We start from the raw sequence: 22,178 nt of genomic DNA, 5'->3' as shown, positions 1-22,178 counted from the left end.
GTCGTGCCGCTGGGGCGATGGGGGTCCCCCCGCTCATGGGGGTCCCCCCGCTCGAGCGAAGCCGAGAGTGGGGGAGGAGCCGAGAGTGGGGGAGGGTGGGCGCTGGGGGTACCCCCTCTGGGGGAGGCACCCCGTAAGCGCCGGGCTGCGCGAGCACCCCTCGGCCCACACCCACGCGGGGCATCCCGCAAACGCGCCGGACCGCGCGACCGTGCCCACGCGGGGCATCCCGCAAACGCGCCGGACCGCGCGACCGTGCCCACGCGGGGCACCCGCGACACCCCGCCCGACCGACCCTCAGGTCACGCCGCGCGAGCGCTCGGCACCGGATCCGCCACGTGCAGGGACCGCTCCGCCCCCAGATCCGCCAGGATCGCCGCCGCCGCCCGGTGCGCCGAGTGCAACGCCCCCTGCACCGTCCCGGTGTCCCGGTGGTCACCACACACGTACAGCCCCGCCAGCAACCGCACCGGCCGCCGCAGATCGTGCGGCGGCCGCATCACCGGCACCGCCTCCGCGGTGTGGTGCACGCCCAGCGTCTCCCAGCGCGCCGTCGACACGCCGTACAGCCGGGCCAGGTGCGTGCGCACGGCCGCGTCGATCCCCGGCGCGGGCGGCCCCAGGACCGTCGAGCTGACCAGGGCGCGCCCGGCCGGGGCCCGGGACGGGTCGATCCGGCTGACGACCGCCGTGTGCGCCACCGGCCCGCCCCGCTCGGCGTCCAGCAGCAGCGAGGCGCCGGTCCCCGGGGCCTCGTCGGTGCTGTGGTGCACCACCGTCACGGGGTGGAAGTCCGGCACCCGCAGTCCGGGCAGCAGCTCGGCGGCGTCCCGCCCCCCGGTCGCGACCAGCACCGCGCCGCACCGGAACTCCCCGTGTTCCGCGGTGGTCACCGAGGTCGTCGACACGGAGGTGACCCGCACCCCCGTGTGCACCGTGCCCGGCGGCAGCGTCCGTGCCAGCTGCCGCGGCAGCGCCTCGGCGCCGCCCTCCGGCACGCACAGCCGCCCGCTCGCGAACGCCCGCAGCGCCAGGTCCGCGCACCTGCTGGACGTGGTGAGGTCCGGATCGCACAGCAGGGCGGCGAGCAGGGGGCGCAGGAAGCCGTCGATGGTCCGGGCGGGCAGGCCCCGGGCCGGCAGCGCCTCGGCCGCCGTCGTCTCGGGCCGGGCCAGCAGCCGCTCCACCGGTGTGCCCGCGAGCTTGCTGAACGCGGCCCCCAGCCGGGCCTGGTCGACCGCCGTCCCCAGGGGGGCGCCGGTACGGCTGCGGGGCACGGACACCTGCCGCCCGGGTACGGCCACCGGCCTTCTGGGCCCTCCTCCCGGCCGTGGGGCGCTCGCCAGGGCGCGTACGGCATGGAGTGCGCCTCTCGCGCTCCGCACTCCCGGCTGCACGCCCGCACGGTGGTGCCGTCCGTCGCTGTGCAGCAGGACGCCGGGCGCGAAGGGCCGCAGCACCAGCCCGTCGAGGCCCGCGGCCGGCCGCAGTTCGGGATATGCCGTGGACAGCAACCGTCCGATCCGGTCGAGCCGGAAGCCGTCGACCTGCTCGGTCGCCATCCGGCCGCCCACCTCGCGGGCGGCCTCCAGGACCACGGTGGTGACTCCTGCGCTGGTCAGCCGTCGAGCCGCGGAGAGTCCGGCGACCCCGGCTCCCACGACGACGACGTCCGCCTGGTACGTGGGCTCAAGCACGTGCCCCTCCTCGAGGTTGCGCGGGCGCTGGAGACGTCATGCCCTCAACAGGCCCCAGGGATACCCGAGTTCTGGTCGAGGTTAGGGCCGTGGCCGAGTGCCCGGTCAGTCGCGCACGGGCAGAGCACGGGCGCACGACGGTCGCATACGCACGCCGGCTGAGCACGGTGTGGTCGCAGAGGGCTCAGAGCCGGACCGGTTCCGGGCGGACCGTGGTCACACCGGCGCTCACAGCGCCGCCCGGACCGCCCCCTCGACCCGGGGGAACGCGAATCGGAAGCCGGACTCCAGCAGCCGCGCCGGCAGCACCCGGGCGCTGCCGAGGACGTCCCCGGCCATCTCCCCGAGCACCTTCCGCAGCACCGGCGCCGGCACCGGGAACACCGCCGGCCGGTGCAGCACGCGCGCCATCGCCTCGGTGACCTCGCGGTTGGTCGCCGGATGCGGCGCGGTCAGGTTGAACGGCCCGGACAGCCCGTCGGCGTCCAGCAGATGGCGCAGCGCGGCCACCTCGTCGTGCAGCGCGACGAACGACCAGTACTGGCGCCCGTCGCCCAGCCGGCCGCCCAGCCCGGCCCGGAACAGCGGGAAGAGCCTGCCCCACGCCCCGCCCTCGCGCGCCACCACCAGCCCGGTGCGCGCGAGCACCGTCCGCACGCCCGCCTCACGCGCCGGTGCCGCGGCCGCCTCCCACTCGACGCACAGCTCCGGCAGGAAGCCCTCGCCCGGCGGCGCGCTCTCGTCCACCGCCCGGTCGCCGGTCTCGCCGTAGTAGCCGATCGCGCTGCCGTTGAGGAACACCCGGGGCCGTACGTCCCCGGGCAGCCCCGCGACGGCCTCGGCGAGCGCGGTCGTGCCCCCGATCCGGCTGGTCCTGATCCGTTCCTTGTAGGCCGGCGTCCAGCGCCGGTCGCCGACCCCGGCGCCCGCCAGATTGACCACCGCGTCGCATCCGGCGAGGCCGGCCGCGTCCACCGACCCGCGCTCCGGGTCCCACCGGACCTCGTCCGCCGCCCGGGGCTCCCTCCGCACCAGCCGGACCACCTCGTGCCCGTCCGCCGTCAGGGACCGGGCCAGCGCGCCACCGATGAGCCCGGACGCACCGGCCACCGCGATTCGGGAACGTTCCATGGCGTCCATCCTGCCCCGCACGGCTCGAAATGCACGGCGGGGGCGTCAGGACCCGGCCGTACAGTGGCCCTCATGCCCGAGCCGTCCATACGCATCGCCCGTTCCGGCGACGAGGGGGAGCTGGCCCGCCTCGACCGGGAGACCTGGTCCACCGTGCACGCCGTCGTCCCGCGGCCGGCGCACGACTCGTTCTTCAGCGAGCGGTCCGGGCCCCGGGACCACCTCGTCGCCGAGCACGGGGGCCGGATCGTGGGGTACGTCCGCCTCGGCTTCGCCACCGAACTCGCCACCAACGCGCACGTGCGGCAGATCCGCGGCCTCGCCGTCGCCGAGGAGGCGCGCGGCCTGGGCGTGGGCCGGGCCCTGGTGCGGGCCGCCGTCGCGGAGGCACGGGAGCGCGGCGCCCGCCGGATCACCCTGCGCGTGCTCGGCCACAACACCGCCGCCCGCGCGCTGTACGAGTCCGAGGGCTTCGTCGTGGAGGGCGTGCAGCCGGAGGAGTTCTTCGTCGGGGGCGAGTACGTCGACGACGTCATGATGGGGCGGTCGCTGGTCTGAGGAGGGACCGCGAGGACCACGGGGGCCGCGGGGGCTACGACGTCACCGGCTCCCCGGTGTCCACGGGCGCCGTCGCGTCCGCCGCGCGCCCGGCGTCGTCGGCCACCTCGTCCGCCGTCAGCACGTAGCCGGTCTCGGTGTCCGAGGTGGAGCGCGCGAACACCACGCCGTACACCCGGCCGTCCGTGGTCAGCAGCGGGCCGCCGGAGTTGCCGGGGCGGACGGTCGAGCGGATCGAGTAGATCTCGCGGGTGACCGCCGCGTCGTTGTAGATGTTCTGCCCCCGGGCCTGGAGCCGGCCGGCGACCGTCGCCGCCTGGAGGTCGAGGTCGCCGTCCTGCGGGTAGCCCGCGACGACCGCCGAGTCGCCGCGCCCGGCGTCGTCGTCGAACTCCAGGACGGGCGCCCGCAGGTCCGGCACGTACAGCACGGCCACGTCCTTCCGCGGGTCGAAGAGCACCACCCGCGCCCCGTACGTCCGGCCCACCCCGCCCACACGCACGGTCGGCTCGTCGATGCCGGCCACCACATGGGCGTTGGTCATCACGTGCTCCGCCGCGTACACGAAGCCGCTGCCCTCGCGGCCCTGGGCGCCCGTGACGCCCTCGACCTTCACCGTGCTGCGCTGCGCGGCCCGGGTGGCGGCCGCGGTGACGCTGTCGCCGGTGGGCGCGGCGACCTCGGCGGTCGACTCGTTCTCGAACGGGTTGAAGACCTGCGGGAAACCCGCCTCGGTCAGCGCCGACGTCGCCCGGGAGAACCAGCCCGGAGTGGTGTCCGGCATCACGTCCTGCACCGCGCCCAGCAGCCGTGAGTCCCGGATCGCCGACGTCACCAGCGGGGAGGAGGACGCGCCCAGCACGCTCGCCACCACCCACGCCACGATCAGCACGGCCACCGAGTTGGCCACCGCCCCGCCGGCCCCGTCCGCCACCCGCAGCGGGCCCCGGTCCAGCTCCCGCCGCAGCCTGAGCGCCAGCCGCCCCGCCAGTTCGTGGCCCGCCACGGCCGGCAGCAGCACCGTGAACACGGCCGTCACCGTCGCCCGGGTCGTCCCCGGCGTCACCAGGTCCATCACCCACGGCAGGATCCACACGCCCACGACCGCGCCGCCCACGAAACCGGCCAGCGAGACACAGCCCGCCAGCAGCCCGCGCCGGTAACCGGACGCCGCGTAGGCCAGGACGACCAGCAACAGGAGGATGTCGAGCAGGTCCACGCACGCCGCCTTTCTCTCGGGACCACCGGCCCATCAGTACGTGGGGGAGGGGCCCGGTGATCAGCCACGCGCGCGACGGCCGCGGGGATGCGGCCACGCGCGCGTGCACCGGGGAGAACGTCGCGGACCGAGGCGATGGTTCCACCGGGTGGCGCAGCACGGATCGCAGGCCCGGGCGGACCGGCCCACAGTGGGACCATGCGTGTCCCCAGGAGACCGCGCGGAGCGCGGAAGCGCCGCTCCCCCCGGATACCCGGCGGGCCCGGCTCCCCGCGTCCGCCGCGGGCCGTGACGGCGCCGCTCGGCTGTCTGCCGGGCGTGGCCGCCGCCGTCGCCCTGGTGCTGTGCGCCTACGGCGTCGAGGACGCCGCCGAGGACGCCCCCCGCGGCGCCGCGCGGGCCACGGCCGCCCACCGGGCGCCCCGGCCGGCCGTCGTGCCCCGCTCCGGCTGGCTGGGCGGCGCCGCGCGGGAACAGCCGCCGCCGCGCTACGACGACGAGGTCGTCGCCGTCTTCGTCCACCACACCGACTCGCCCAACGGCTACGACTGCGCGGACGCCCCCGGCATCATCCGGGGCCTGTACGAGGGCCAGACCGGCGCCCGCGACTGGGACGACCTCGGCTACAACTTCGTCGTCGACCGCTGCGGCACCGTCTACGAGGGCCGCGCGGGCGGCACCGGCCGCCCCGTCACCGGCGCCCACACCCAGGGCTTCAACCACCGCACCACCGGGATCGCCGCCCTCGGCACCTTCACCGAGGGCACTCGGGTGCCGCCGGAGATGCTGCGCGCGATCGCCGCCGTGGCCGCCTGGAAGCTCGGCACCTCCGGCACCGACCCGCGCGCCGACGTCCGGCTGGTCTCCAGCAACGACGGCAGCCGCTACGCGGCCGGCACCACCGCCACCCTGCCCGCGGTCGCCGGCCACAGCGACGGCTACGAGACCGACTGCCCGGGCGCCGCCCTCAGGGCCCGCCTCCCGGAGATCAGGACCCTGGCGGCCCGCCTCCAGGGACGTGACACCGAAGGCCACCTGCCCGACGGCGCACAGACCGCCGTACGGAACGACGACACACGGAACGAAGAGCAGGTCCCATGAACGACACGCCCGACCGAAGTACCACCTGGGCGGACGCCCTGCGCCGCCCCTGGACGGCCCTGTGCGCCGCCGCCGCCGTGGTCCTGGGCCCGGCGGCCCACACCGCCGCCGCCCTCGTGCAGGCCAACGCCGCGCCCCTGCGCCATGTGCCGAGCCCGCACCGGCGCCTGTGAACCGGCTCGCCGCTCAGTCCCGGAACCACTCCCACAGCCGCGGATAGCGTTCGGCGAGCAGGGCCTCGTCCTCGAAGTCGAGCGGCGTGCCCTCCGGCTCCGCGGGGGCCGGGGGCAGGTCGAGGTCGGGCGCCACCGTGCCGGTGAGCTGCTCGTACGCCTCGTCCGCCGCATAGCCGAGGTCCTCGCCGTCGCCGTCGATCTCCTCGTCGAAGTCGTCCAGCAGACCGGCCAGCGCGTCCGGGTCGTGCAGCGCGCCCTCGAACACCTCCCGGCCCTGGCCGATCAGCCAGCACCGGAAGTAGTCGAAGGCGTCGTCGCTCGCCCCGTCCAGCAGCACCCAGGCGGCGCCCCACAGGTCCCAGTGGTAGGCGCGGTGGTAGCGGGACTCGAAGTGACGGGCGAAGTCCAGGACCTCCTCCGGGTCCAGCCGTACGAGCCGCTCCACCAGCAGGTCGGCCTGCTCCTCGGGATCGCCCCCGGCGTCCTCGCGGGCGGTGTCCACCAGCTCCCAGAACTCCGTCTCGTCCATCACGAGGTCCAGCATCGGCCCTGCGGCACCAGGACGCACCCGCAGTGCGGGAACGACCCAGGGGCGCGGGGCTGTGCCGACATGCGGCTCCGCCGCGTGGGCGCGAAGGGGTCCGGGGGCGGAGCCCCCGGGGACGATGGGGGTCCCCCCGCTCGAGCGAAGCCGGGAGTGCGGGAGGGAAGGGGCGGCGGGGGCGAAGAACCCAGGGGCCGGAAAGGACGCCCCCCTTCACCGCCCGTACAGCTCCGCCAGCCGCACCGCCTCCGCCGCGAACCGCTCCCGCAGGGACACAGGCGCCAGCACCTCCACCTCCGCTCCCAGCGCCGTCAGCTGGTCGTGGGCGACCTCCTCGGACTCCACCGGCAGCGTCACCGTCACCCACCCCCCGTCGTCGGGCTCCCCGGCCCGCGCCAGCGCCTCCCGCGCGGACAGCGGGTCCACGGCGCGCGGCAGCCGGCGCGCCCCCTCCGCCGACAGCCGTACCACGACCTCCGCGCGCAGGAGGGAGCGCGCGAACTGCTCCGCCCGCTCCTCCCAGAACGCGGGCAGATCGAAGTCCGCCGAGCGCCCGAAGCGTTCCCCGCCCGCCTCCACCGCGGTGAACCGGTCGATCCGGTACACCCGGAAGGACCCGCCGTCCGTGACCCGCGCGCACAGGTACCAGACGCCCGCCTTGAGCACGAGCCCGTACGGCTCCAGCTCCCGCTCCACATCGTCCTCGCCGCGCCGGTAGCGGGCGGTGATCCGCCGGTCGTCCCACACCGCGTCCGCGACCGCCGGCAGCAGCTCGGGCGTGACCGGCTCGCGGAACCAGTTCGGGGCGTCCAGGTGGAACCGCTGCGCCGCCGTGCGGGAGGCGTCCCGGAGGGAGGGCAGCAGGGCCGCCGACACCTTCAGCCGGGCCGCCGAGGCCGCGTCCTCCAGCCCCATCTCGCGCAGCGCCCCCGGCACTCCGGACAGGAACAGTGCCTCCGCCTCACCGCGCGCCAGCCCGGTCAGCCGCGTCCGGTACCCGCCGACCAGCCGGTAGCCCCCGATCCGCCCCCGGTCCGCGTAGACCGGCACCCCGGCCTCCGACAGCGCCTGCGCGTCCCGGGTGACCGTCCGCTCCGACACCTCCAGCTCCCGCGCCAGCTCGGCGGCGGTCATCGAGGGACGGGACTGGAGCAGCAACACCATCTTGATCAGGCGGGCAGCGCGCATGCGCCCCATCATGCAGGAGACCCCCGCCGGGCGGGGCGGGGGTCTCCTGTCGTGATCCGGGCCCTACAGGCCGTACTTCTCGCGGGCTTCCTTCACGGCCGTGGCCTGGACCTCGCCGCGCCGGGCGAGCTGGGCCAGGGCCGCGACGACGATGGACTCGGCGTCCACGCCGAAGTGGCGGCGGGCCGCGTCCCGGGTGTCCGACAGACCGAAGCCGTCGGCGCCCAGCGACGAGTAGTCCTGCTCGACCCACTGCGCGATCTGGTCCGGGACCTGGCGCATGTAGTCGGAGACCGCCAGCACCGGGCCCTCGGCGCCCTGCAGCGCCTGCCGGACGAACGGCACCCGGTCCTCGCCGCGCAGCAGCGCCTCGTCCGCCTCCATGGCGTCCCGGCGCAGCTCGGTCCACGAGGTGGCGGACCACACGTCGGCGGCCACGCCCCACTCCTCGGCGAGCAGCCGCTGCGCCTTCAGCGCCCAGTGGATCGCCGTACCGGAGCCGAGCAGCTGGATGCGCGGGGCGTTCGCCGCCGGGGTGAGGCCCGCGGACTCCGCCGTGTTGAAGCGGTACAGGCCCTTGACGATGCCCTCGTCGATGCCGGCCGCCGACGGCTTGGCGGGCTGCGGCAGCGGCTCGTTGTAGACCGTCAGGTAGTAGAAGACGTTCTGGTCCTCGTCCGGCTTCGCCTCGCCGAACATCCGGCGCAGGCCCTCCTTGACGATGACGCCGATCTCGTACGCGAACGCCGGGTCGTACGTCAGCGCCGCCGGGTTGGTCGCGGCGATGACCGGGGAGTGGCCGTCGGCGTGCTGCAGGCCCTCGCCCGTCAGCGTCGTCCGGCCGGCCGTGGCGCCGACCAGGAAGCCGCGGCCGAGCTGGTCGCCGAGCTGCCACATCTGGTCGCCGGTGCGCTGCCAGCCGAACATCGAGTAGTAGATGTAGAACGGGATCATCGTCTCGCCGTGCGTCGCGTACGACGTCGAGGCGGCGACGAACTCGGCCATGGCACCGGCCTCGGTGATGCCCTCGTTGAAGATCTGCCCGTTCTTGGCTTCCTTGTAGTACATCAGCTGGTCGCGGTCGACCGGCTCGTACGTCTGGCCCATCGGCGAGTAGATGCCGAGGGACGGGAAGAGGCTCTCCATGCCGAAGGTGCGCGCCTCGTCGGGGACGATCGGCACCCAGCGCTTCCCGGTCTCCTTGTCGCGGACCAGGTCCTTGACCAGGCGGACGAAGGCCATGGTGGTGGCCACGTTCTGCGAGCCGGAGCCCTTGTCGAAGGCGGCGAACGCCTTGTCGGCGGGCTGCGGCAGCGGCGCGACCGGGTGCACCCGGCGGGCCGGGGCCGGACCGCCGAGGGCGGCGCGGCGCTCCTGGAGGTAACGCACCTCGGGGGAGTCGGCGCCCGGGTGGACGTAGGGGACCTGGCCGTCGACGAACTGGGCGTCCGAGACCGGCAGCTCCAGCCGGTCGCGCATCGCCTTGAACTCGTCCACCGTCAGCTTCTTCATCTGGTGGTTGGCGTTCTTGGAGGCGAAGCCCTCACCGAGGGTGTGGCCCTTGACGGTCTGCGCCAGGATCACGGTCGGCGCGCCCTTGTGGGCGAGCGCGGCCTTGTAGGCGGCGTACACCTTGCGGGACTCGTGGCCGCCGCGCGAGAGGTGGAAGCACTCGAGGATCTTGTCGTCGCTCAGCAGCTTCGCCATCTCGACGAGCGCCGGGTCCTTGCCGAAGAAGTCCTCGCGGATGTAGGCGGCGTCGCGCGTCTGGTACGTCTGCACCTGCGCGTCCGGCACCTCGCGCAGCCGGCGGACCAGCGCGCCGGTGGTGTCGAGCCGGAAGAGCTCGTCCCACGCGGTGCCCCACAGGGTCTTGATGACGTTCCAGCCGGCGCCGCGGAACTGGGCCTCCAGCTCCTGCACGATCTTGAAGTTGGCGCGGACCGGTCCGTCGAGGCGCTGCAGGTTGCAGTTGATGACGAAGGTCAGGTTGTCCAGCTGCTCGCGGGAGGCGAGGGTGAGCGCGGTCGTCGACTCGGGCTCGTCCATCTCGCCGTCGCCGAGGAACGCCCACACGTGGGAGTCGGAGACGTCCTTGATGCCGCGGCTGGTCAGGTAGCGGTTGAACCGCGCCTGGTAGATCGCGGAGATCGGGCCGAGACCCATGGAGACGGTGGGGAACTCCCACAGCCAGGGCAGCCGCCGCGGGTGCGGGTACGACGGCAGGCCGTTGCCGCCCGCCTCACGGCGGAAGTTGTCGAGCTGCTGCTCGCCGATCCGGCCGTCGAGGAAGGCGCGGGCGTAGATGCCGGGGGAGGCGTGGCCCTGGATGTAGAGCTGGTCGCCGGAGCCGTCCCCCTCCTTGCCGCGGAAGAAGTGGTTGAAGCCGGTCTCGTACAGCCAGGCCGCGGAGGCGAAGGTGGCGATGTGGCCGCCGACGCCGTACTTGCTGCCGCGGGTCACCATGGCCGCCGCGTTCCAGCGGTTCCAGGCGGTGATCCGCTGCTCCAGCGCCTCGTCGCCGTCCACGGCGGGCTCGGCGGCGGTGGGGATGGTGTTGACGTAGTCCGTCTCGAGGAGCTTCGGCAGTGCGAGGCCGGCGCCCTCGGCACGCTCCAGCGTGCGGCGCATCAGGTACGCGGCACGGTGCGGCCCGGCCGCCTTGGTGACGGCGTCCAGGGAGGCCTGCCACTCGGCGGTCTCCTCGGGGTCGCGGTCCGGGAGCTGGTCGAGCTCGCTCGGCTGGATGGCGTTGGGGTCGGTCATGTCGCCGCCTTCCTCAGTCGAAGGGGGGTGCCCTTGTGTCTTTGGCAGGACAGGGCGGAGGGCTCGGGTGGAAGCCCGCTGGCGACTGTAACTCGCTGATCGATGATCGATCAAAGGGTTGAGGGGCAAAATCTCTCGATCTCGAGAAAGTCGGCACGGGGTGCCTCCGGCGGTGGCACGGGGTGACTGTCCGGTCGGGGCGTTTGCGCAGGTGAGACGCGGTGGCCGCGAACGAGCATCCGGGCGTGCGCCCTGCCTTTCTCCCGCCCCCGCCGCCCCTTCCCTCCACCGCTCTCGGCTCCTCCCCCACTCTCGACTTCGCTCGAGCGGGGGGACCCCCATCGTCCTCAAGGGGCGCTGTCCCTTTGACCCCGATGTGCGGGTGGGTGGGGGTTGCTCGCGCGGTTCCCCGCACCCCTATGGGGGCGCGGGGAACCGCGCATGGGGGTCCGGGGGCGCAGCCCCCGGGGACGGGGCGGGAAGGGGCGGCGGGGGCGAAGAACCCACCCGTCACGCCCGGGGCGCGCACCCCAGCACATGGGCCTTGACCAGCTCCGCGATCCGCGGATCCCGCCGCCGGAACGCGGCCACCAGCTCCTCGTGCTCCTCCGCGTACGACTGCTGCACGGTCCCCAGCCACCGTATCGACAGCGCCGTGAACACCTCGATCCCCAGCCCCTCCCACGTGTGCAGCAGCACCGAGTTGCCCGCGGCCCGCACCAGCTCCCGGTGGAACGCCACGGTGTGCCGCACCTGCGCCGTCCCGTCCGCCAGCCGGTCCGCCTCGTACAGCGCGGCGACGTGCGGCTCCAGCGCCGAGCAGTCCTCCGCCAGCCGCCCCGCGGCAAGCTCCGCCGCGATCGCCTCCAGGCCCGCCCGCACCGGGTAGCTCTCCTCCAGGTCGGCGGCCGTCAGATTCCGTACCCGCACACCCTTGTTGGGCGCCGACTCGATGAGCCGCAGCGACTCCAGCTCGCGCAGCGCCTCCCGCACGGGCGTCTGGCTGACCTCCAGCTCGGTGGCGATCCGCCGCTCCACGATCCGCTCGCCCGGCTGCCAGCGTCCGCTGATGATCCCTTCCAGGATGTGCTCGCGGATCTGTTCGCGCAGCGAGTGGACGACGGGCGCGGTCATGAGGGGCTCCTTAGCGGGGCCCACGGGCCCCCGGGGGGCTTTGACGCTTAGACAATACGGCCGCGAGCCCGTGCGGGTGGGGCGCACAGGGGCGCTTTCGCCCAGGTGAGACGAGACTTACACGTTCCATACGCCGGTGCCCCCGCCCGGGAAGCCTCGAGGGCTTCCCCGACGGGGGCACCGTACGACCGTGTCGGCGACCGCGGATCACGCGATCACGGGTTGGTTCACAGACCGAGCTCGACCTCGAACTCGCCCGCCTCCAGGATCGCCTTGACCGCCGTCAGGTAACGGGCCGCGTCGGCGCCGTCCACCAGGCGGTGGTCGTAGGAGAGGGTCAGGTAGGTCATGTCGCGGACGCCGATGACCGTACCCTCCTCGGTCTCGATGACGGCCGGACGCTTGACCGTGGCACCGATGCCGAGGATCGCGACCTGGCCCGGGGGCACGATGATCGTGTCGAACAGCGCGCCGCGCGAACCGGTGTTGCTGATGGTGAAGGTCGCGCCGGACAGCTCGTCCGGGGTGATCTTGTTGCCGCGGACCTTGCCCGCCAGCTCGGCCGTGGCCTTGGCGATACCGGCGAGGTTGAGGTCGCCGGCGTTCTTGATGACCGGGGTCATCAGGCCCTTCTCGGAGTCCACCGCGATACCGATGTTCTCGGTGTCGAAGTAGGTGATGGTCCCCTCGGCCTCGTTGATCCTGGCGTTGACCGGCGCGTGCGCCTTCAGCGCCTGGGCCGCGGCCTTGACGAAGAACGGCATCGGGGAGAGCTTGACACCCTCACGCGCCGCGAACGCGTCCTTGGCGCGGGCGCGCAGCTTCATCAGGCGGGTGACGTCGACCTCGACCACCGAGGACAGCTGGGCCTGCTCGTGCAGGGCCTTGACCATGTTGTCGCCGATGACCTTGCGGATCCGCGGCATCTTCACGGTCTGACCGCGCAGCGGGGAGGCCTCGAGGGACGGGGCCTTCTTCGCGGCGGGCGCCGCCGCGGCGGCCGGGGCCGGGGCTGCGGTGGCGGCCTTCGCGGCCTCGGCGGCGGCGAGCACGTCCTGCTTGCGGATGCGTCCGCCGACGCCGGTGCCCTTGACGGTGGACAGGTCGACGCCGTTCTCGGCGGCGAGCTTGCGCACCAGCGGGGTCACGTAGGCGCCCTCGTCCGTGGCCTGGGCGGCGGCGGGAGCGGCGGTGGCCGGGGCCGCGGGCGCCTGCGGGGCCGGAGCCGGAGCGGCCGGAGCCGGAGCGGGCGCCGGGGCGGCCTGCTGCGGGGCCGGAGCGGCCGGAGCAGGAGCCGGGGCGGCCGGAGCAGGAGCCGGAGCGGCCGGAGCAGGAGCCGGGGCGGCGGCCGGGGCCGGGGCGGGCGCGGGCTGCGCCGGGGCCTCGGGGGCGGCCGGGGCCGGGGCGGCGGCCGGGGCGGCACCCGCCTCGCCGATGACGGCGAGCTTGGCGCCGACCTCGGCGGTCTCGTCCTCACCGACCACGATCTCCAGCAGCGTGCCGGACGCGGGGGCGGGGATCTCGGTGTCGACCTTGTCCGTCGACACCTCCAGCAGCGGCTCGTCGGCCTCGACGGTGTCGCCGACCGACTTCAGCCAGCGGGTGACGGTGCCCTCGGTGACGGACTCGCCGAGCGCGGGCAGGACCACGTCCGTGCCCTGGGCGGAGCCGCCGCCGGCCGCGGCCTCGGCGGTGGGCGCCGGGGCCGGGGCGGCCTGCTCGGTGGAGGGCTGGGCCTGCGGCTCCGGGGCGGGAGCCGGCGGGGCCACCTGCTCGGCAGCCGGGGCCTGCTCGGCGGCCGGGGCCTGCTCGGCCGCGGGAGCACCGCTGCCGTCGTCGATCAGCGCCAGCTCGGCGCCGACCTCGACCGTCTCGTCCTCGGCGACCTTGATGGAGGACAGCACGCCGGAGGCGGGGGCCGGGATCTCGGTGTCGACCTTGTCGGTCGAGACCTCGAGCAACGGCTCGTCGGCCTCGACGCGCTCACCCTCGGCCTTCAGCCAGCGGGTGACGGTGCCCTCGGTGACGCTCTCGCCGAGCGCCGGAAGGGTTACGGAAACCGCCATGGTTTCGGTTGCTCCTTTAAAAGTGCGGAAGTCTGTGTCGTCGCGCCCGATGACCGAGGGCGTCAGTCGTGGGAGTGGAGGGGCTTCCCGGCCAGCGCCAGGTGGGCCTCGCCCATCGCCTCGTTCTGCGTCGGGTGGGCGTGGATGAGCTGGGCCACCTCGGCCGGCAGCGCCTCCCAGTTGTAGATCAGCTGGGCCTCGCCGACCTGCTCGCCCATGCGGTCGCCGACCATGTGGACGCCGACCACCGCACCGTCCTTGACCTGGACGAGCTTGATCTCGCCCGCGGTCTTCAGGATCTTGCTCTTGCCGTTGCCCGCCAGGTTGTACTTCAGGGCGACGACCTTGTCCGCACCGTAGATCTCCTTGGCCTTGGCCTCGGTGATGCCGACGGAGGCGACCTCCGGGTGGCAGTACGTCACCCGCGGGACACCGTCGTAGTCGATCGGGACGGTCTTCAGACCGGCCAGGCGCTCCGCCACCAGGATGCCCTCGGCGAAGCCGACGTGCGCGAGCTGGAGGGTCGGGACCAGGTCACCGACGGCGGAGATGGTGGGAACGTTGGTGCGCATGTACTCGTCGACCAGGACGTAGCCGCGGTCCATGGCGACGCCCTGCTCCTCGTAGCCCAGGCCCTGCGAGACCGGGCCGCGGCCGATGGCGACGAGCAGGACCTCGGCCTCGAACTCCTTGCCGTCCGCCAGGGTGACCTTGACACCGTCCTGGGTGTACTCGGCCTTCTGGAAGAAGGTGCCCAGGTTGAACTTGATGCCGCGCTTGCGGAAGGCGCGCTCCAGCAGCTTGGAGGAGTTCTCGTCCTCGACCGGGACGAGGTGCTTGAGGCCCTCGACGATCGTGACGTCGGCGCCGAAGGACTTCCACGCGGAGGCGAACTCGACACCGATGACGCCGCCACCCAGGATGATCGCGGACTTCGGCACGCGGTCCAGGACGAGGGCGTGGTCGGAGGAGATGATGCGGTTGCCGTCGATCTCCAGACCCGGCAGCGACTTCGGCACGGAGCCGGTCGCCAGCAGGACGTGGCGGCCCTGGACACGCCGGCCGTTCACGTCGACGGAGGTGGGGGAGGACAGCCGGCCCTCACCCTCGATGTAGGTCACCTTGCGGGAGGCGACCAGACCCTGCAGACCCTTGTACAGGCCGGCGATCACGTCGTCCTTGTACTTGTGCACGCCCGCCATGTCGACGCCCTCGAAGGTCGTCTTGATGCCGAACTGCTCGCTCTCGCGGGCCTGGTCGGCCAGCTCGCCCGCGTGGAGCAGGGCCTTGGTGGGGATGCAGCCGTTGTGCAGGCAGGTGCCGCCGAGCTTGTTCTTCTCGATCAGGGCGACGTCCAGGCCCAGTTGCGCCCCGCGCAGGGCCGCGGCGTAACCACCGCTGCCACCGCCGAGGATCACTAGGTCGAAAACGGTGCTGGCGTCGTTCGCCACGTCACGTCCTCCATGCATGTGCGCCACGCCGGTCTCCAGTGACCGGTCGGCGGCTGGTGTCCGGCCGCTCTATGTTCTCGGCCCTTAGGTGGGGCCCTGTCCTGCCGAGCCCCATCTTCGCACCTGCGGGCCCCGAACGAGACGCCGGGCCGTGGTGTGAGACACCCCACTTCCTTGAAGGGGGGTTCCTCCTCGCCCCCCGGCCACCCGGTCCGGCGGAGCTCCCCACACCCCTGAGGGGCGCTGCCCCCGTGATTCCGTCGGTGCGGGTCGGTGGGGGGTGCCGGCGCGGTTCCCCGCGCCCCCGGAGGGGCGCGACCGGTGGGCGGCACTTGCCGAGAAGGCCGGCCGCAGCCGACCAAAGGGGGCGCGGGGCCGTGCCCGGTCCGCGGCTCCGCCGCGCGGGCGCGACCGGCCACGACGGGCCCGCAGTCGCGTCACTCCCCGCGCCCCCGGCGCACGGGGCGTCGTCAGGCGAGTTCGCCCGCCGCCGCAAGCTCCGCGAGCCGGACCAGCGTCCGTACCGCCGACCCCGTCCCGCCCTTCGGCGTGTACCCGAACGGCCCGCCCTCGTTGAACGCCGGCCCGGCGATGTCCAGGTGCGCCCAGGTGATCCCCTCACCCACGAACTCGCGCAGGAACAGCCCGGCGACCAGCCCGCCGCCCATCCGCTCACCCATGTTGGCGATGTCGGCGGTCGCCGAGTCCATCCCCTTGCGCAGGTGCTCCGGCAGCGGCATCGGCCACGCCGGCTCGCCGACCTCCTCCGCCGCCTCGTGCACCGCGGAGCGGAACGCGTCGTCGTTCGCCATGATCCCGAACGTGCGGCTGCCCAGCGCCAGCATCATCGCGCCGGTCAGCGTCGCGACGTCCACGATCGCGTCCGGCTTCTCCTGCGAGGCCGCCCACAGCGCGTCGGCCAGCACCAGCCGGCCCTCGGCGTCGGTGTTGAGCACCTCCACGGTCTTGCCGCTGTACATGCGCAGCACGTCACCGGGGCGCGTCGCCGAGCCGGACGGCATGTTCTCGGCCAGCGCCAGCCAGCCGGTGACGTTGACCTCCAGGCCGAGGCGCGCGGCGGCGACGACCGCGGCGAACACGGCGGCGGCACCGCTCATGTCGCACTTCATCGTCTCGTTGTGGCCGGCCGGCTTCAGCGAGATGCCGCCCGAGTCGTAGGTGATGCCCTTGCCGACCAGCGCGAGGTGCTTCTTCGCCTTGGACGAGGTGTACGACAGCTTCACCAGCCGCGGGCCCGACGCCGAGCCGGCGCCGACGCCGAGGATGCCGCCGTAGCCGCCCTTGGCCAGGGCCTTCTCGTCGAGCACCTGCACCTTGATGCCGTGCTCCTTGGCCGCGGCCTGGGCGACGGCCGCGAACGCCTCGGGGTTGAGGTCGTTCGGCGGGGTGTTGACGAGGTCGCGGGCGCGGTTGAGCTCCTCGGCGACGGCGGTGGCGCGCTCGACCGCGGCCTTGTACGCCTTGTCGCGGGGCTTGCCGCCGAGCAGCGCGGCCTCGGCGAGCGGCGCCTTGCCGTTCTTCTTGTCCTTGCCGTTCTCCTTGTAGGCGTCGAAGGAGTACGCGCCGAGCAGCACGCCCTCGGCGACCGCACCGGCGCCGGCGGCGTCCGTCAGGGGCAGGGCGAACGCGGCCTTCTTGGCGCCGGCGAGGGTGCGGGCGGCCACACCGGCCGCCCTGCGCAGCGCCTCGGTGCCGTAACCGGCGTCCTTCTCGGGCCGGGCGCCGAGGCCCACCGCCACCACGAGCGGCGCCTTGAAGCCGGCCGGCGCGGGGAGCTTCGTCACCTCGCCCTCGGCACCGGACGCACCGAGGGTCTCCAGGACGCCGGCGAGCCTGCCGTCGTACGCCTGGTCCACGGCCTCGGCGCCCGGTGCGACGACGGGGCCCCCGGGCTTTGACGCGGAGCCCTTGGCGACACCGATCACGATCGCGTCGGCCCGCAGACCGGGGACCGCGGCGGTGCTGAGAGTGAGAGCAGTCACGGTGGTGAAATCTCGCTTCCGATGTGAAGTTGCTGTGGCCGAAGTGTGTGGGTCGACCGGGCCCGGCAGCCGACCCTAGTCGCGACGCGCGGGTGCGGCCCCGTCGGGGTCGTTCCCGGTGCGGCGGACACTCGGGACGAGCCTACGCGCGTGTGTGCGTTCGCTCATTCCCGTGGGCGCTCACCCCGTGGCGGGGCCGCGGCCGTGTTCCGGGCCCCGCCGCCGCGCCCGGGGGCGACGATCATCCTTGAGGTCCCGGTGTGCCGCCCGCGGTGCCGACCGCACCGCCGCCCGCTTCGGAGACCGCCCGATGAGACGCCCCTTCCTCCTTGTCCCGCTGCTCGCCCTGCTGCCGGCGCCTGTGCGACCGCGCCCGGACCCGGCGCCGACGACGCCGCGAAGACGCCGGCCGGCGACCGCCGGCGGCCCCGGCCCGGCACCGACTGGCAGTGGCGGCTCGGCGGACGGCTCGACACCTCCGTCGACGTCCCGGTCTACGACATCGACGGCTTCGACCACGCGAAGGAGACGGTCGCGAGGCTGCACCGCGCCGGCCGGAAGGTCATCTGCCACCTCTCCACCGGCGCCTGGGAGGACTTCCGCCCGGACGCGGACGACTTCCCGAAGTCGGTGATCGGCCGCGGCAACGGCTGGGAGGGCGAGCGCCGGCTCGACATCCGCCGCACCGACGTGCTGGAGCCGCTCATGGCCGAGCGCCTCGACATGTGCCGGGAGAAGGGCTTCGACGCGGTGGAGCCGGACAACATGGACGGCTACCGCAACCGCACCGGGTTCCCGCTCACCGCCGACGACCAGCTCCGCTGCAACCGGCTCGTCGCCCGGCTCGCCCACGAGCGCGGCATGGCCGTCGGCCTGAAGAACGACCTGGACCAGATCCCCGAACCGGTCGACGACTTCGACTTCGCGGTCAACGAGCAGTGCGCCCAGTACGGCGAGTGCGCGGAGCTGACGCCGTTCGTCGAGGCGGACAAGGCCGTCTTCCACGTCGAGTACGAGCTGACCACCGATCGCTTCTGCGCCGATTCCCGGCGGCTGGGGCTGAGTTCCCTGCTCAAGAAGTACGGACTCGACGCGTGGCGGCGGGCCTGCTGAGAACCGGCTCCCGTCAACGCGCGGGGGGCGGAAAACCCCGCATCACCCGAATGCCGAGTGGAAAGTGCGCCACGGCGTCCGACTTCGGGCACAAGCGGGAATCGTCCCGTCAAGCTGCCTTCGGAACTCTCCCGAGCCCATAGGAGGACTTGGACAGTGGCGGACAAGAGCACAGTGGGCTCATTCGACAAGGAGACCTACGAGGACGAGCTGCCGGTACGGCGCCAGAGGCGTGGCGACGTCGTGGTCAAGTGGCTGACGACCACGGACCACAAGACGATCGGCACGCTGTACCTGACGACGTCGTTCGGCTTCTTCCTGGTGGGCGGGATCCTGGCGCTGGTGATGCGTGCCGAGCTGGCCCGGCCGGGCATCCAGGTCATCTCGAACGAGCAGTACAACCAGTCGTTCACGATGCACGGCGCGATCATGCTGCTGATGTTCGCGACGCCACTGTTCGCCGGTTTCGCCAACTGGATCATGCCGCTGCAGATCGGCGCGCCCGACGTCGCCTTCCCGCGGCTGAACATGCTCGCCTACTGGCTGTACCTGTTCGGCTCACTGATCGCGGTCTCCGGCTTCTTCACCCCCAACGGGGCGGCCGACTTCGGCTGGTTCGCCTACACCCCGCTGTCGACCGAGCCCTACTCGCCGAACATCGGCGGCGACCTGTGGATCATGGGCCTGGCGTTCTCCGGTTTCGGCACCATCCTCGGCGCGGTCAACTTCATCACCACGATCGTCTGCATGCGCGCGCCCGGCATGACGATGTTCCGCATGCCGATCTTCACCTGGAACGTGCTGCTGACCGGTGTGCTGGTCCTGCTCGCCTTCCCCGTCCTGGCCGCGGCGCTGTTCGCGCTGGAGGCGGACCGCAGGTTCGGCGCGCAGATCTACAACGCGGCCAACGGCGGGCCGCTGCTGTGGCAGCACCTGTTCTGGTTCTTCGGCCATCCCGAGGTGTACATCATCGCGCTGCCGTTCTTCGGCATCGTCACGGAGGTCCTCCCGGTCTTCTGCCGCAAGCCGATCTTCGGCTACATGGGCCTGGTCGGCGCGACCATCGCGATCACGGGCCTGTCGGTGACGGTGTGGGCGCACCACATGTTCGCGACCGGTGCCGTTCTGCTGCCCTTCTTCTCCTTCATGACCTTCCTGATCGCGGTCCCGACCGGGGTGAAGTTCTTCAACTGGATCGGCACCATGTGGAAGGGGTCCCTGAGTTTCGAGACCCCGATGCTGTGGGCACTGGGCTTCCTCGTCACCTTCCTCTTCGGTGGTCTGACCGGTGTCATCCTGGCCTCGCCGCCGCTGGACTTCCACGTCACGGACTCGTACTTCGTGGTGGCGCACTTCCACTACGTGGTCTTCGGCACCGTGGTGTTCGCGATGTTCGCCGGCTTCCACTTCTGGTGGCCGAAGTTCACCGGCAAGATGCTCGACGAACGCCTGGGCAAGATCACCTTCTGGACGCTGTTCGTCGGCTTCCACGGCACCTTCCTGATCCAGCACTGGCTGGGCGCCGAGGGCATGCCCCGCCGGTACGTGGACTACCTGGCGGCCGACGGCTTCACCGCGCTGAACACGGTCTCCTCGATCGCCTCGTTCCTGCTCGGCATGTCGATGCTGCCGTTCCTCTACAACGTCTGGAGGACGGCCAAGTACGGCGAGCCGGTCGGCGTCGACGACCCGTGGGGCTACGGCCGCTCCCTGGAGTGGGCGACCTCCTGCCCGCCCCCGCGGCACAACTTCACCACCCTGCCGAAGATCCGCAGCGAATCGCCCGCGTTCGACCTGCACCACCCGGACCTCGCCGCCCTCGACGAGCTCGAGAACCGTCCCGCGGCCTCCGCGACCGTGGCGCCCGGCGACAAGCAGCGATGAGAGCACGGCCCGGAACATGGAGGAGCGTGTGAACCCCCGCCGGGAGAGCGCCCTCGGTCTGAACAGGCTCGAGGGCCACCTCCTGTGGGCCGCCGAGGTCGAGGAGGCCCGGCGGCAGGCCGACCGGTTCGCCGGGGAACTGCCGTGGCTGACGGCCGCGCAGCGCGAGGACGTGGAACGGGTCTACCGGGCCGACCGGATCGCCGTCTCCCGGGCCACCCTGGTGCGGATCCGCGACCGGGCGGCCGAGCTGCGCACCGAGTACGAGGCCCGCTACCGGCAGCTCCGGGCCCGCTGCGTCGCCCTGACGGCCATGGCGGTGGTGGGCGGCGCGGGCACGGCGGTCGTCACGGTCCTCACCCGGCGGTGACCACCCGGTTCCCGGGCGGTCTCAGCCCAGTGCGGACACGACCAGCGCGGTCGTCGCCGCCGTCTCCGCGAGGCCGCCGAACACATCGCCCGTGATCCCGCCGAAACGACGGACGCAGTGCCGCAGCAGCAGTTCGGCCACGGCGACGGCCAGGACCACCGCGAGCACGGCGCGCAGGGCGTCGTACGGCCCCAGGAGCGCGCCCCCGGCCGCCGCGAGCCCGGTGACCGCGAGCGCGGCGGCCACCGCGCCCGGCACCGGAACCACCCCCGCGACCGCCGCGCCCAGCCCCTCCGGCCGGGCGGACGGCACACCGGCGCGGGCGGCCAGGGTGAGCGCCAGCCGTGCCACGACCGCCGAGACGACGGCGGCGAACGCGCCCCGCGCCCCGTCGTGGCCGTACGCCTGGGCCAGCGCGGCCACCTGGGCCAGCAGGACCAGGACGAGCGTGAGCACACCGAACGGGCCGATGTCCGACTGCTTCATGATCCGCAGGGCGTCCTCGGCGGGCCTGGCGCTGCCGAGCCCGTCCGCGGTGTCGGCGAGCCCGTCGAGGTGCAGGCCCCGGGTCAGGGCGGCCGGTACGGCGACGGTGACGACGGCGGCGAGCGGCGCGCCCGCGCCGAGGAGCAGCAGGAGCAGCCCCGCGGCGGCGGAGAGGGCGCCGACCGCCACCCCGGCCACCGGGGCGCACAGCATGCCCGTGCGCGCGGCCGGCCGGTCCCAGCGGGTGACCCGGACCGGGAGCACGGTGAGGGTGCCGAAGGCGAAGCGGAGGCCGTCGGCGGAGGAGGCGGGAGGCCCGGGGGGCTCGGGGGGCTCGGGGGGTTCGGGGGAAGGCGCGGGCACCGGCGCAGATTACCCGGCGGTCACCGGGGCGTCCGCGGCCGCCGTGGATAAAGTGCGCATATGGGACATTGGCTGGATCGGAACATCATCGAGCCGGGCAAGCTTCCGCTGCTCCTCGCGCTCACCGCCTTCGTCCTCACCTTCGTGATCACCCGGACCATCACCCGTCTGATCCGGGCGGGGAAGGGACCCTTCGGCAACGTCACGGCGGGTGAACTGCACATCCACCACGTCGTGCCCGGCGTCGTCCTCACGGTCGTCGGCGGCTTCGGCGCGGTGGCGAGCGGCGAGGAGGGGGTGGGCCCGGCCTTCGCCGCGGTGCTCTTCGGCATCGGCGCGGGGCTGGTCCTGGACGAGTTCGCGCTCATCCTGCACCTCGACGACGTGTACTGGACCGAGGCCGGCCGCAAGAGCGTCGAGGCGGTCGTGCTCACCGCCGCGCTGGTCGGACTGCTGCTGGCGGGGTTCGCGCCGTTCGGCGTCAACGACCTCTCCCAGGAGGAGCTCCAGAACCGCGCGGGTGCCGCGGCGAGCGTGGGGGTGAACTTCCTGTTCGCGCTGATCGCCCTGAGCAAGGGCAAGGTGCGGGTCGCCGTCTTCGGTGTGATCGTTCCGGCCGTCGCCGTGATCGGCTCGCTGCGGCTGGCCCGGCCGGGCTCGCCGTGGGCCCGGCGTTTCTACCGCCGCCGTCCCCGTGCCCGGGCCCGGGCGATCCTGCGCGCCTACCACCACGACCGCCGCTGGTCCGGCCCCCGCCGGGCCCTCGGGAACTGGCTCGGCGGCACACCGGACCCGACGCCGCCGCGTCCCCTGGAACGGGAGTGACCCCGCGCTGCCGCGTGCCCCCCCCGCCCCCCCCCCCCCGAGGGGGGCGGGGGCGGGGGGGGCCCCCCCCCCCCCCCCCCGGGGGGGGCGGGCGGGGGCGCGG

General features: G+C 73.5%; 18 protein-coding genes. 7 read left to right on the top strand and 11 right to left on the bottom strand.

Annotation, left to right across the window (positions count from 1 at the left end):
• Positions 1-302: 302 nt before the first annotated feature.
• Both ACFY3N_RS35825 and ACFY3N_RS35820 read right to left on the bottom strand, forming a co-directional pair.
• The gene (locus ACFY3N_RS35825) at positions 303-1,697 is read right to left on the bottom strand and encodes an NAD(P)/FAD-dependent oxidoreductase (protein WP_390820965.1); all 1,395 of its coding nucleotides are present in this window, start codon (positions 1,695-1,697) and stop codon (positions 303-305) included.
• A 228-nt stretch (positions 1,698-1,925) separates the two neighbouring features.
• On the bottom strand, positions 1,926-2,828 hold the full coding sequence (locus ACFY3N_RS35820; RefSeq protein ID WP_390820964.1) for a TIGR01777 family oxidoreductase: 903 nt from the start codon (positions 2,826-2,828) through the stop codon (positions 1,926-1,928).
• A 63-nt stretch (positions 2,829-2,891) separates the two neighbouring features.
• On the opposite strand from ACFY3N_RS35820, the gene ACFY3N_RS35815 reads away from it, so the two are divergent.
• Entirely contained in the window at positions 2,892-3,386 is a 495-nt protein-coding gene (locus ACFY3N_RS35815) for a GNAT family N-acetyltransferase (RefSeq protein ID WP_390820963.1), read from the top strand.
• Positions 3,387-3,420: 34 nt separating this feature from the next.
• Here the strand turns inward: ACFY3N_RS35815 and ACFY3N_RS35810 are convergent, their stop codons facing one another.
• Positions 3,421-4,605: a MarP family serine protease gene (locus ACFY3N_RS35810; protein ID WP_390820962.1), complete on the bottom strand. Its 1,185-nt coding sequence runs from the start codon at positions 4,603-4,605 to the stop codon at positions 3,421-3,423.
• Between the two features lie 288 nt (positions 4,606-4,893).
• On the opposite strand from ACFY3N_RS35810, the gene ACFY3N_RS35805 reads away from it, so the two are divergent.
• A complete protein-coding gene (locus ACFY3N_RS35805) occupies positions 4,894-5,706 on the top strand; it encodes a peptidoglycan recognition protein (RefSeq protein WP_390820961.1) in 813 nt (270 codons plus the stop codon).
• The gene (locus ACFY3N_RS35800) at positions 5,703-5,879 is read left to right on the top strand and encodes a hypothetical protein (RefSeq protein ID WP_390820960.1); all 177 of its coding nucleotides are present in this window, start codon (positions 5,703-5,705) and stop codon (positions 5,877-5,879) included. Before ACFY3N_RS35805 ends, ACFY3N_RS35800 begins: the two co-directional genes overlap by 4 nt.
• Before the next feature lie 13 nt (positions 5,880-5,892).
• On the opposite strand, the gene ACFY3N_RS35795 is transcribed toward ACFY3N_RS35800, so the two are convergent.
• From ACFY3N_RS35795 to ACFY3N_RS35765, 7 genes are all read right to left on the bottom strand, one after another.
• The gene (locus ACFY3N_RS35795; protein WP_390820966.1) at positions 5,893-6,411 is read right to left on the bottom strand and encodes a DUF4240 domain-containing protein; all 519 of its coding nucleotides are present in this window, start codon (positions 6,409-6,411) and stop codon (positions 5,893-5,895) included.
• 228 nt (positions 6,412-6,639) lie between these two features.
• On the bottom strand, positions 6,640-7,614 hold the full coding sequence (locus ACFY3N_RS35790) for a helix-turn-helix transcriptional regulator (protein WP_390820959.1): 975 nt from the start codon (positions 7,612-7,614) through the stop codon (positions 6,640-6,642).
• 63 nt (positions 7,615-7,677) lie between these two features.
• Positions 7,678-10,380 carry a pyruvate dehydrogenase (acetyl-transferring), homodimeric type gene (gene aceE / locus ACFY3N_RS35785; RefSeq protein ID WP_390820958.1) on the bottom strand — a complete coding sequence of 901 codons (2,703 nt, stop codon included), beginning with the start codon at positions 10,378-10,380 and terminating at the stop codon, positions 7,678-7,680.
• Between the two features lie 510 nt (positions 10,381-10,890).
• Positions 10,891-11,514: a GntR family transcriptional regulator gene (locus ACFY3N_RS35780; RefSeq protein ID WP_390820957.1), complete on the bottom strand. Its 624-nt coding sequence runs from the start codon at positions 11,512-11,514 to the stop codon at positions 10,891-10,893.
• A gap of 227 nt (positions 11,515-11,741) precedes the next feature.
• Positions 11,742-13,580, bottom strand: coding sequence for a 2-oxoglutarate dehydrogenase, E2 component, dihydrolipoamide succinyltransferase (gene sucB, locus ACFY3N_RS35775; protein ID WP_390820956.1), 1,839 nt, complete (start codon positions 13,578-13,580; stop codon positions 11,742-11,744).
• 62 nt (positions 13,581-13,642) lie between these two features.
• Positions 13,643-15,031 carry a dihydrolipoyl dehydrogenase gene (lpdA, locus tag ACFY3N_RS35770; protein WP_390820955.1) on the bottom strand — a complete coding sequence of 463 codons (1,389 nt, stop codon included), beginning with the start codon at positions 15,029-15,031 and terminating at the stop codon, positions 13,643-13,645.
• 470 nt (positions 15,032-15,501) lie between these two features.
• Positions 15,502-17,034, bottom strand: a complete 1,533-nt coding sequence (locus ACFY3N_RS35765) for a leucyl aminopeptidase (RefSeq protein WP_390820954.1) — start codon at positions 17,032-17,034, stop codon at positions 15,502-15,504.
• A 258-nt stretch (positions 17,035-17,292) separates the two neighbouring features.
• Between ACFY3N_RS35765 and ACFY3N_RS35760 the strand changes: the two genes are divergently transcribed.
• From ACFY3N_RS35760 to ACFY3N_RS35750, 3 genes are all read left to right on the top strand, one after another.
• A complete protein-coding gene (locus ACFY3N_RS35760; protein ID WP_390820953.1) occupies positions 17,293-18,147 on the top strand; it encodes an endo alpha-1,4 polygalactosaminidase in 855 nt (284 codons plus the stop codon).
• A gap of 174 nt (positions 18,148-18,321) precedes the next feature.
• The gene (gene ctaD / locus ACFY3N_RS35755) at positions 18,322-20,031 is read left to right on the top strand and encodes a cytochrome c oxidase subunit I (protein ID WP_390820952.1); all 1,710 of its coding nucleotides are present in this window, start codon (positions 18,322-18,324) and stop codon (positions 20,029-20,031) included.
• A 16-nt stretch (positions 20,032-20,047) separates the two neighbouring features.
• The gene (locus tag ACFY3N_RS35750) at positions 20,048-20,401 is read left to right on the top strand and encodes a hypothetical protein (protein WP_390820951.1); all 354 of its coding nucleotides are present in this window, start codon (positions 20,048-20,050) and stop codon (positions 20,399-20,401) included.
• 21 nt (positions 20,402-20,422) lie between these two features.
• On the opposite strand, the gene ACFY3N_RS35745 is transcribed toward ACFY3N_RS35750, so the two are convergent.
• Positions 20,423-21,250, bottom strand: coding sequence for an adenosylcobinamide-GDP ribazoletransferase (locus tag ACFY3N_RS35745; protein WP_390820950.1), 828 nt, complete (start codon positions 21,248-21,250; stop codon positions 20,423-20,425).
• A 60-nt stretch (positions 21,251-21,310) separates the two neighbouring features.
• Here ACFY3N_RS35745 and ACFY3N_RS35740 point away from each other — a divergent pair, with 60 nt between their 5' ends.
• On the top strand, positions 21,311-22,075 hold the full coding sequence (locus ACFY3N_RS35740; protein ID WP_390820949.1) for a hypothetical protein: 765 nt from the start codon (positions 21,311-21,313) through the stop codon (positions 22,073-22,075).
• Positions 22,076-22,178: the final 103 nt, after the last annotated feature.

The organism is Streptomyces sp. NPDC000348, assembly GCF_042898795.1.
GTDB lineage: Bacteria > Actinomycetota > Actinomycetes > Streptomycetales > Streptomycetaceae > Streptomyces.
The sequence above is the reverse complement of the archived record's forward strand: the minus strand, read 5'-3'. Positions and strand labels throughout refer to the sequence as shown.

Excerpts from the sequence above, each read along its gene's own strand:
- ACFY3N_RS35800 (WP_390820960.1), top strand. The coding sequence starts at position 5,703 with ATGAACGACACGCCCGACCGAAGTACCACCTGGGCGGACGCCCTGCGC.
- ACFY3N_RS35820 (WP_390820964.1), bottom strand. The coding sequence starts at position 2,828 with ATGGAACGTTCCCGAATCGCGGTGGCCGGTGCGTCCGGGCTCATCGGT.
- sucB (WP_390820956.1), bottom strand. The coding sequence starts at position 13,580 with ATGGCGGTTTCCGTAACCCTTCCGGCGCTCGGCGAGAGCGTCACCGAG.
- ACFY3N_RS35740 (WP_390820949.1), top strand. The coding sequence starts at position 21,311 with ATGGGACATTGGCTGGATCGGAACATCATCGAGCCGGGCAAGCTTCCG.
- ACFY3N_RS35780 (WP_390820957.1), bottom strand. The coding sequence starts at position 11,514 with ATGACCGCGCCCGTCGTCCACTCGCTGCGCGAACAGATCCGCGAGCAC.
- ACFY3N_RS35790 (WP_390820959.1), bottom strand. The coding sequence starts at position 7,614 with ATGCGCGCTGCCCGCCTGATCAAGATGGTGTTGCTGCTCCAGTCCCGT.
- ACFY3N_RS35750 (WP_390820951.1), top strand. The coding sequence starts at position 20,048 with ATGGAGGAGCGTGTGAACCCCCGCCGGGAGAGCGCCCTCGGTCTGAAC.
- aceE (WP_390820958.1), bottom strand. The coding sequence starts at position 10,380 with ATGACCGACCCCAACGCCATCCAGCCGAGCGAGCTCGACCAGCTCCCG.
- ACFY3N_RS35795 (WP_390820966.1), bottom strand. The coding sequence starts at position 6,411 with ATGGACGAGACGGAGTTCTGGGAGCTGGTGGACACCGCCCGCGAGGAC.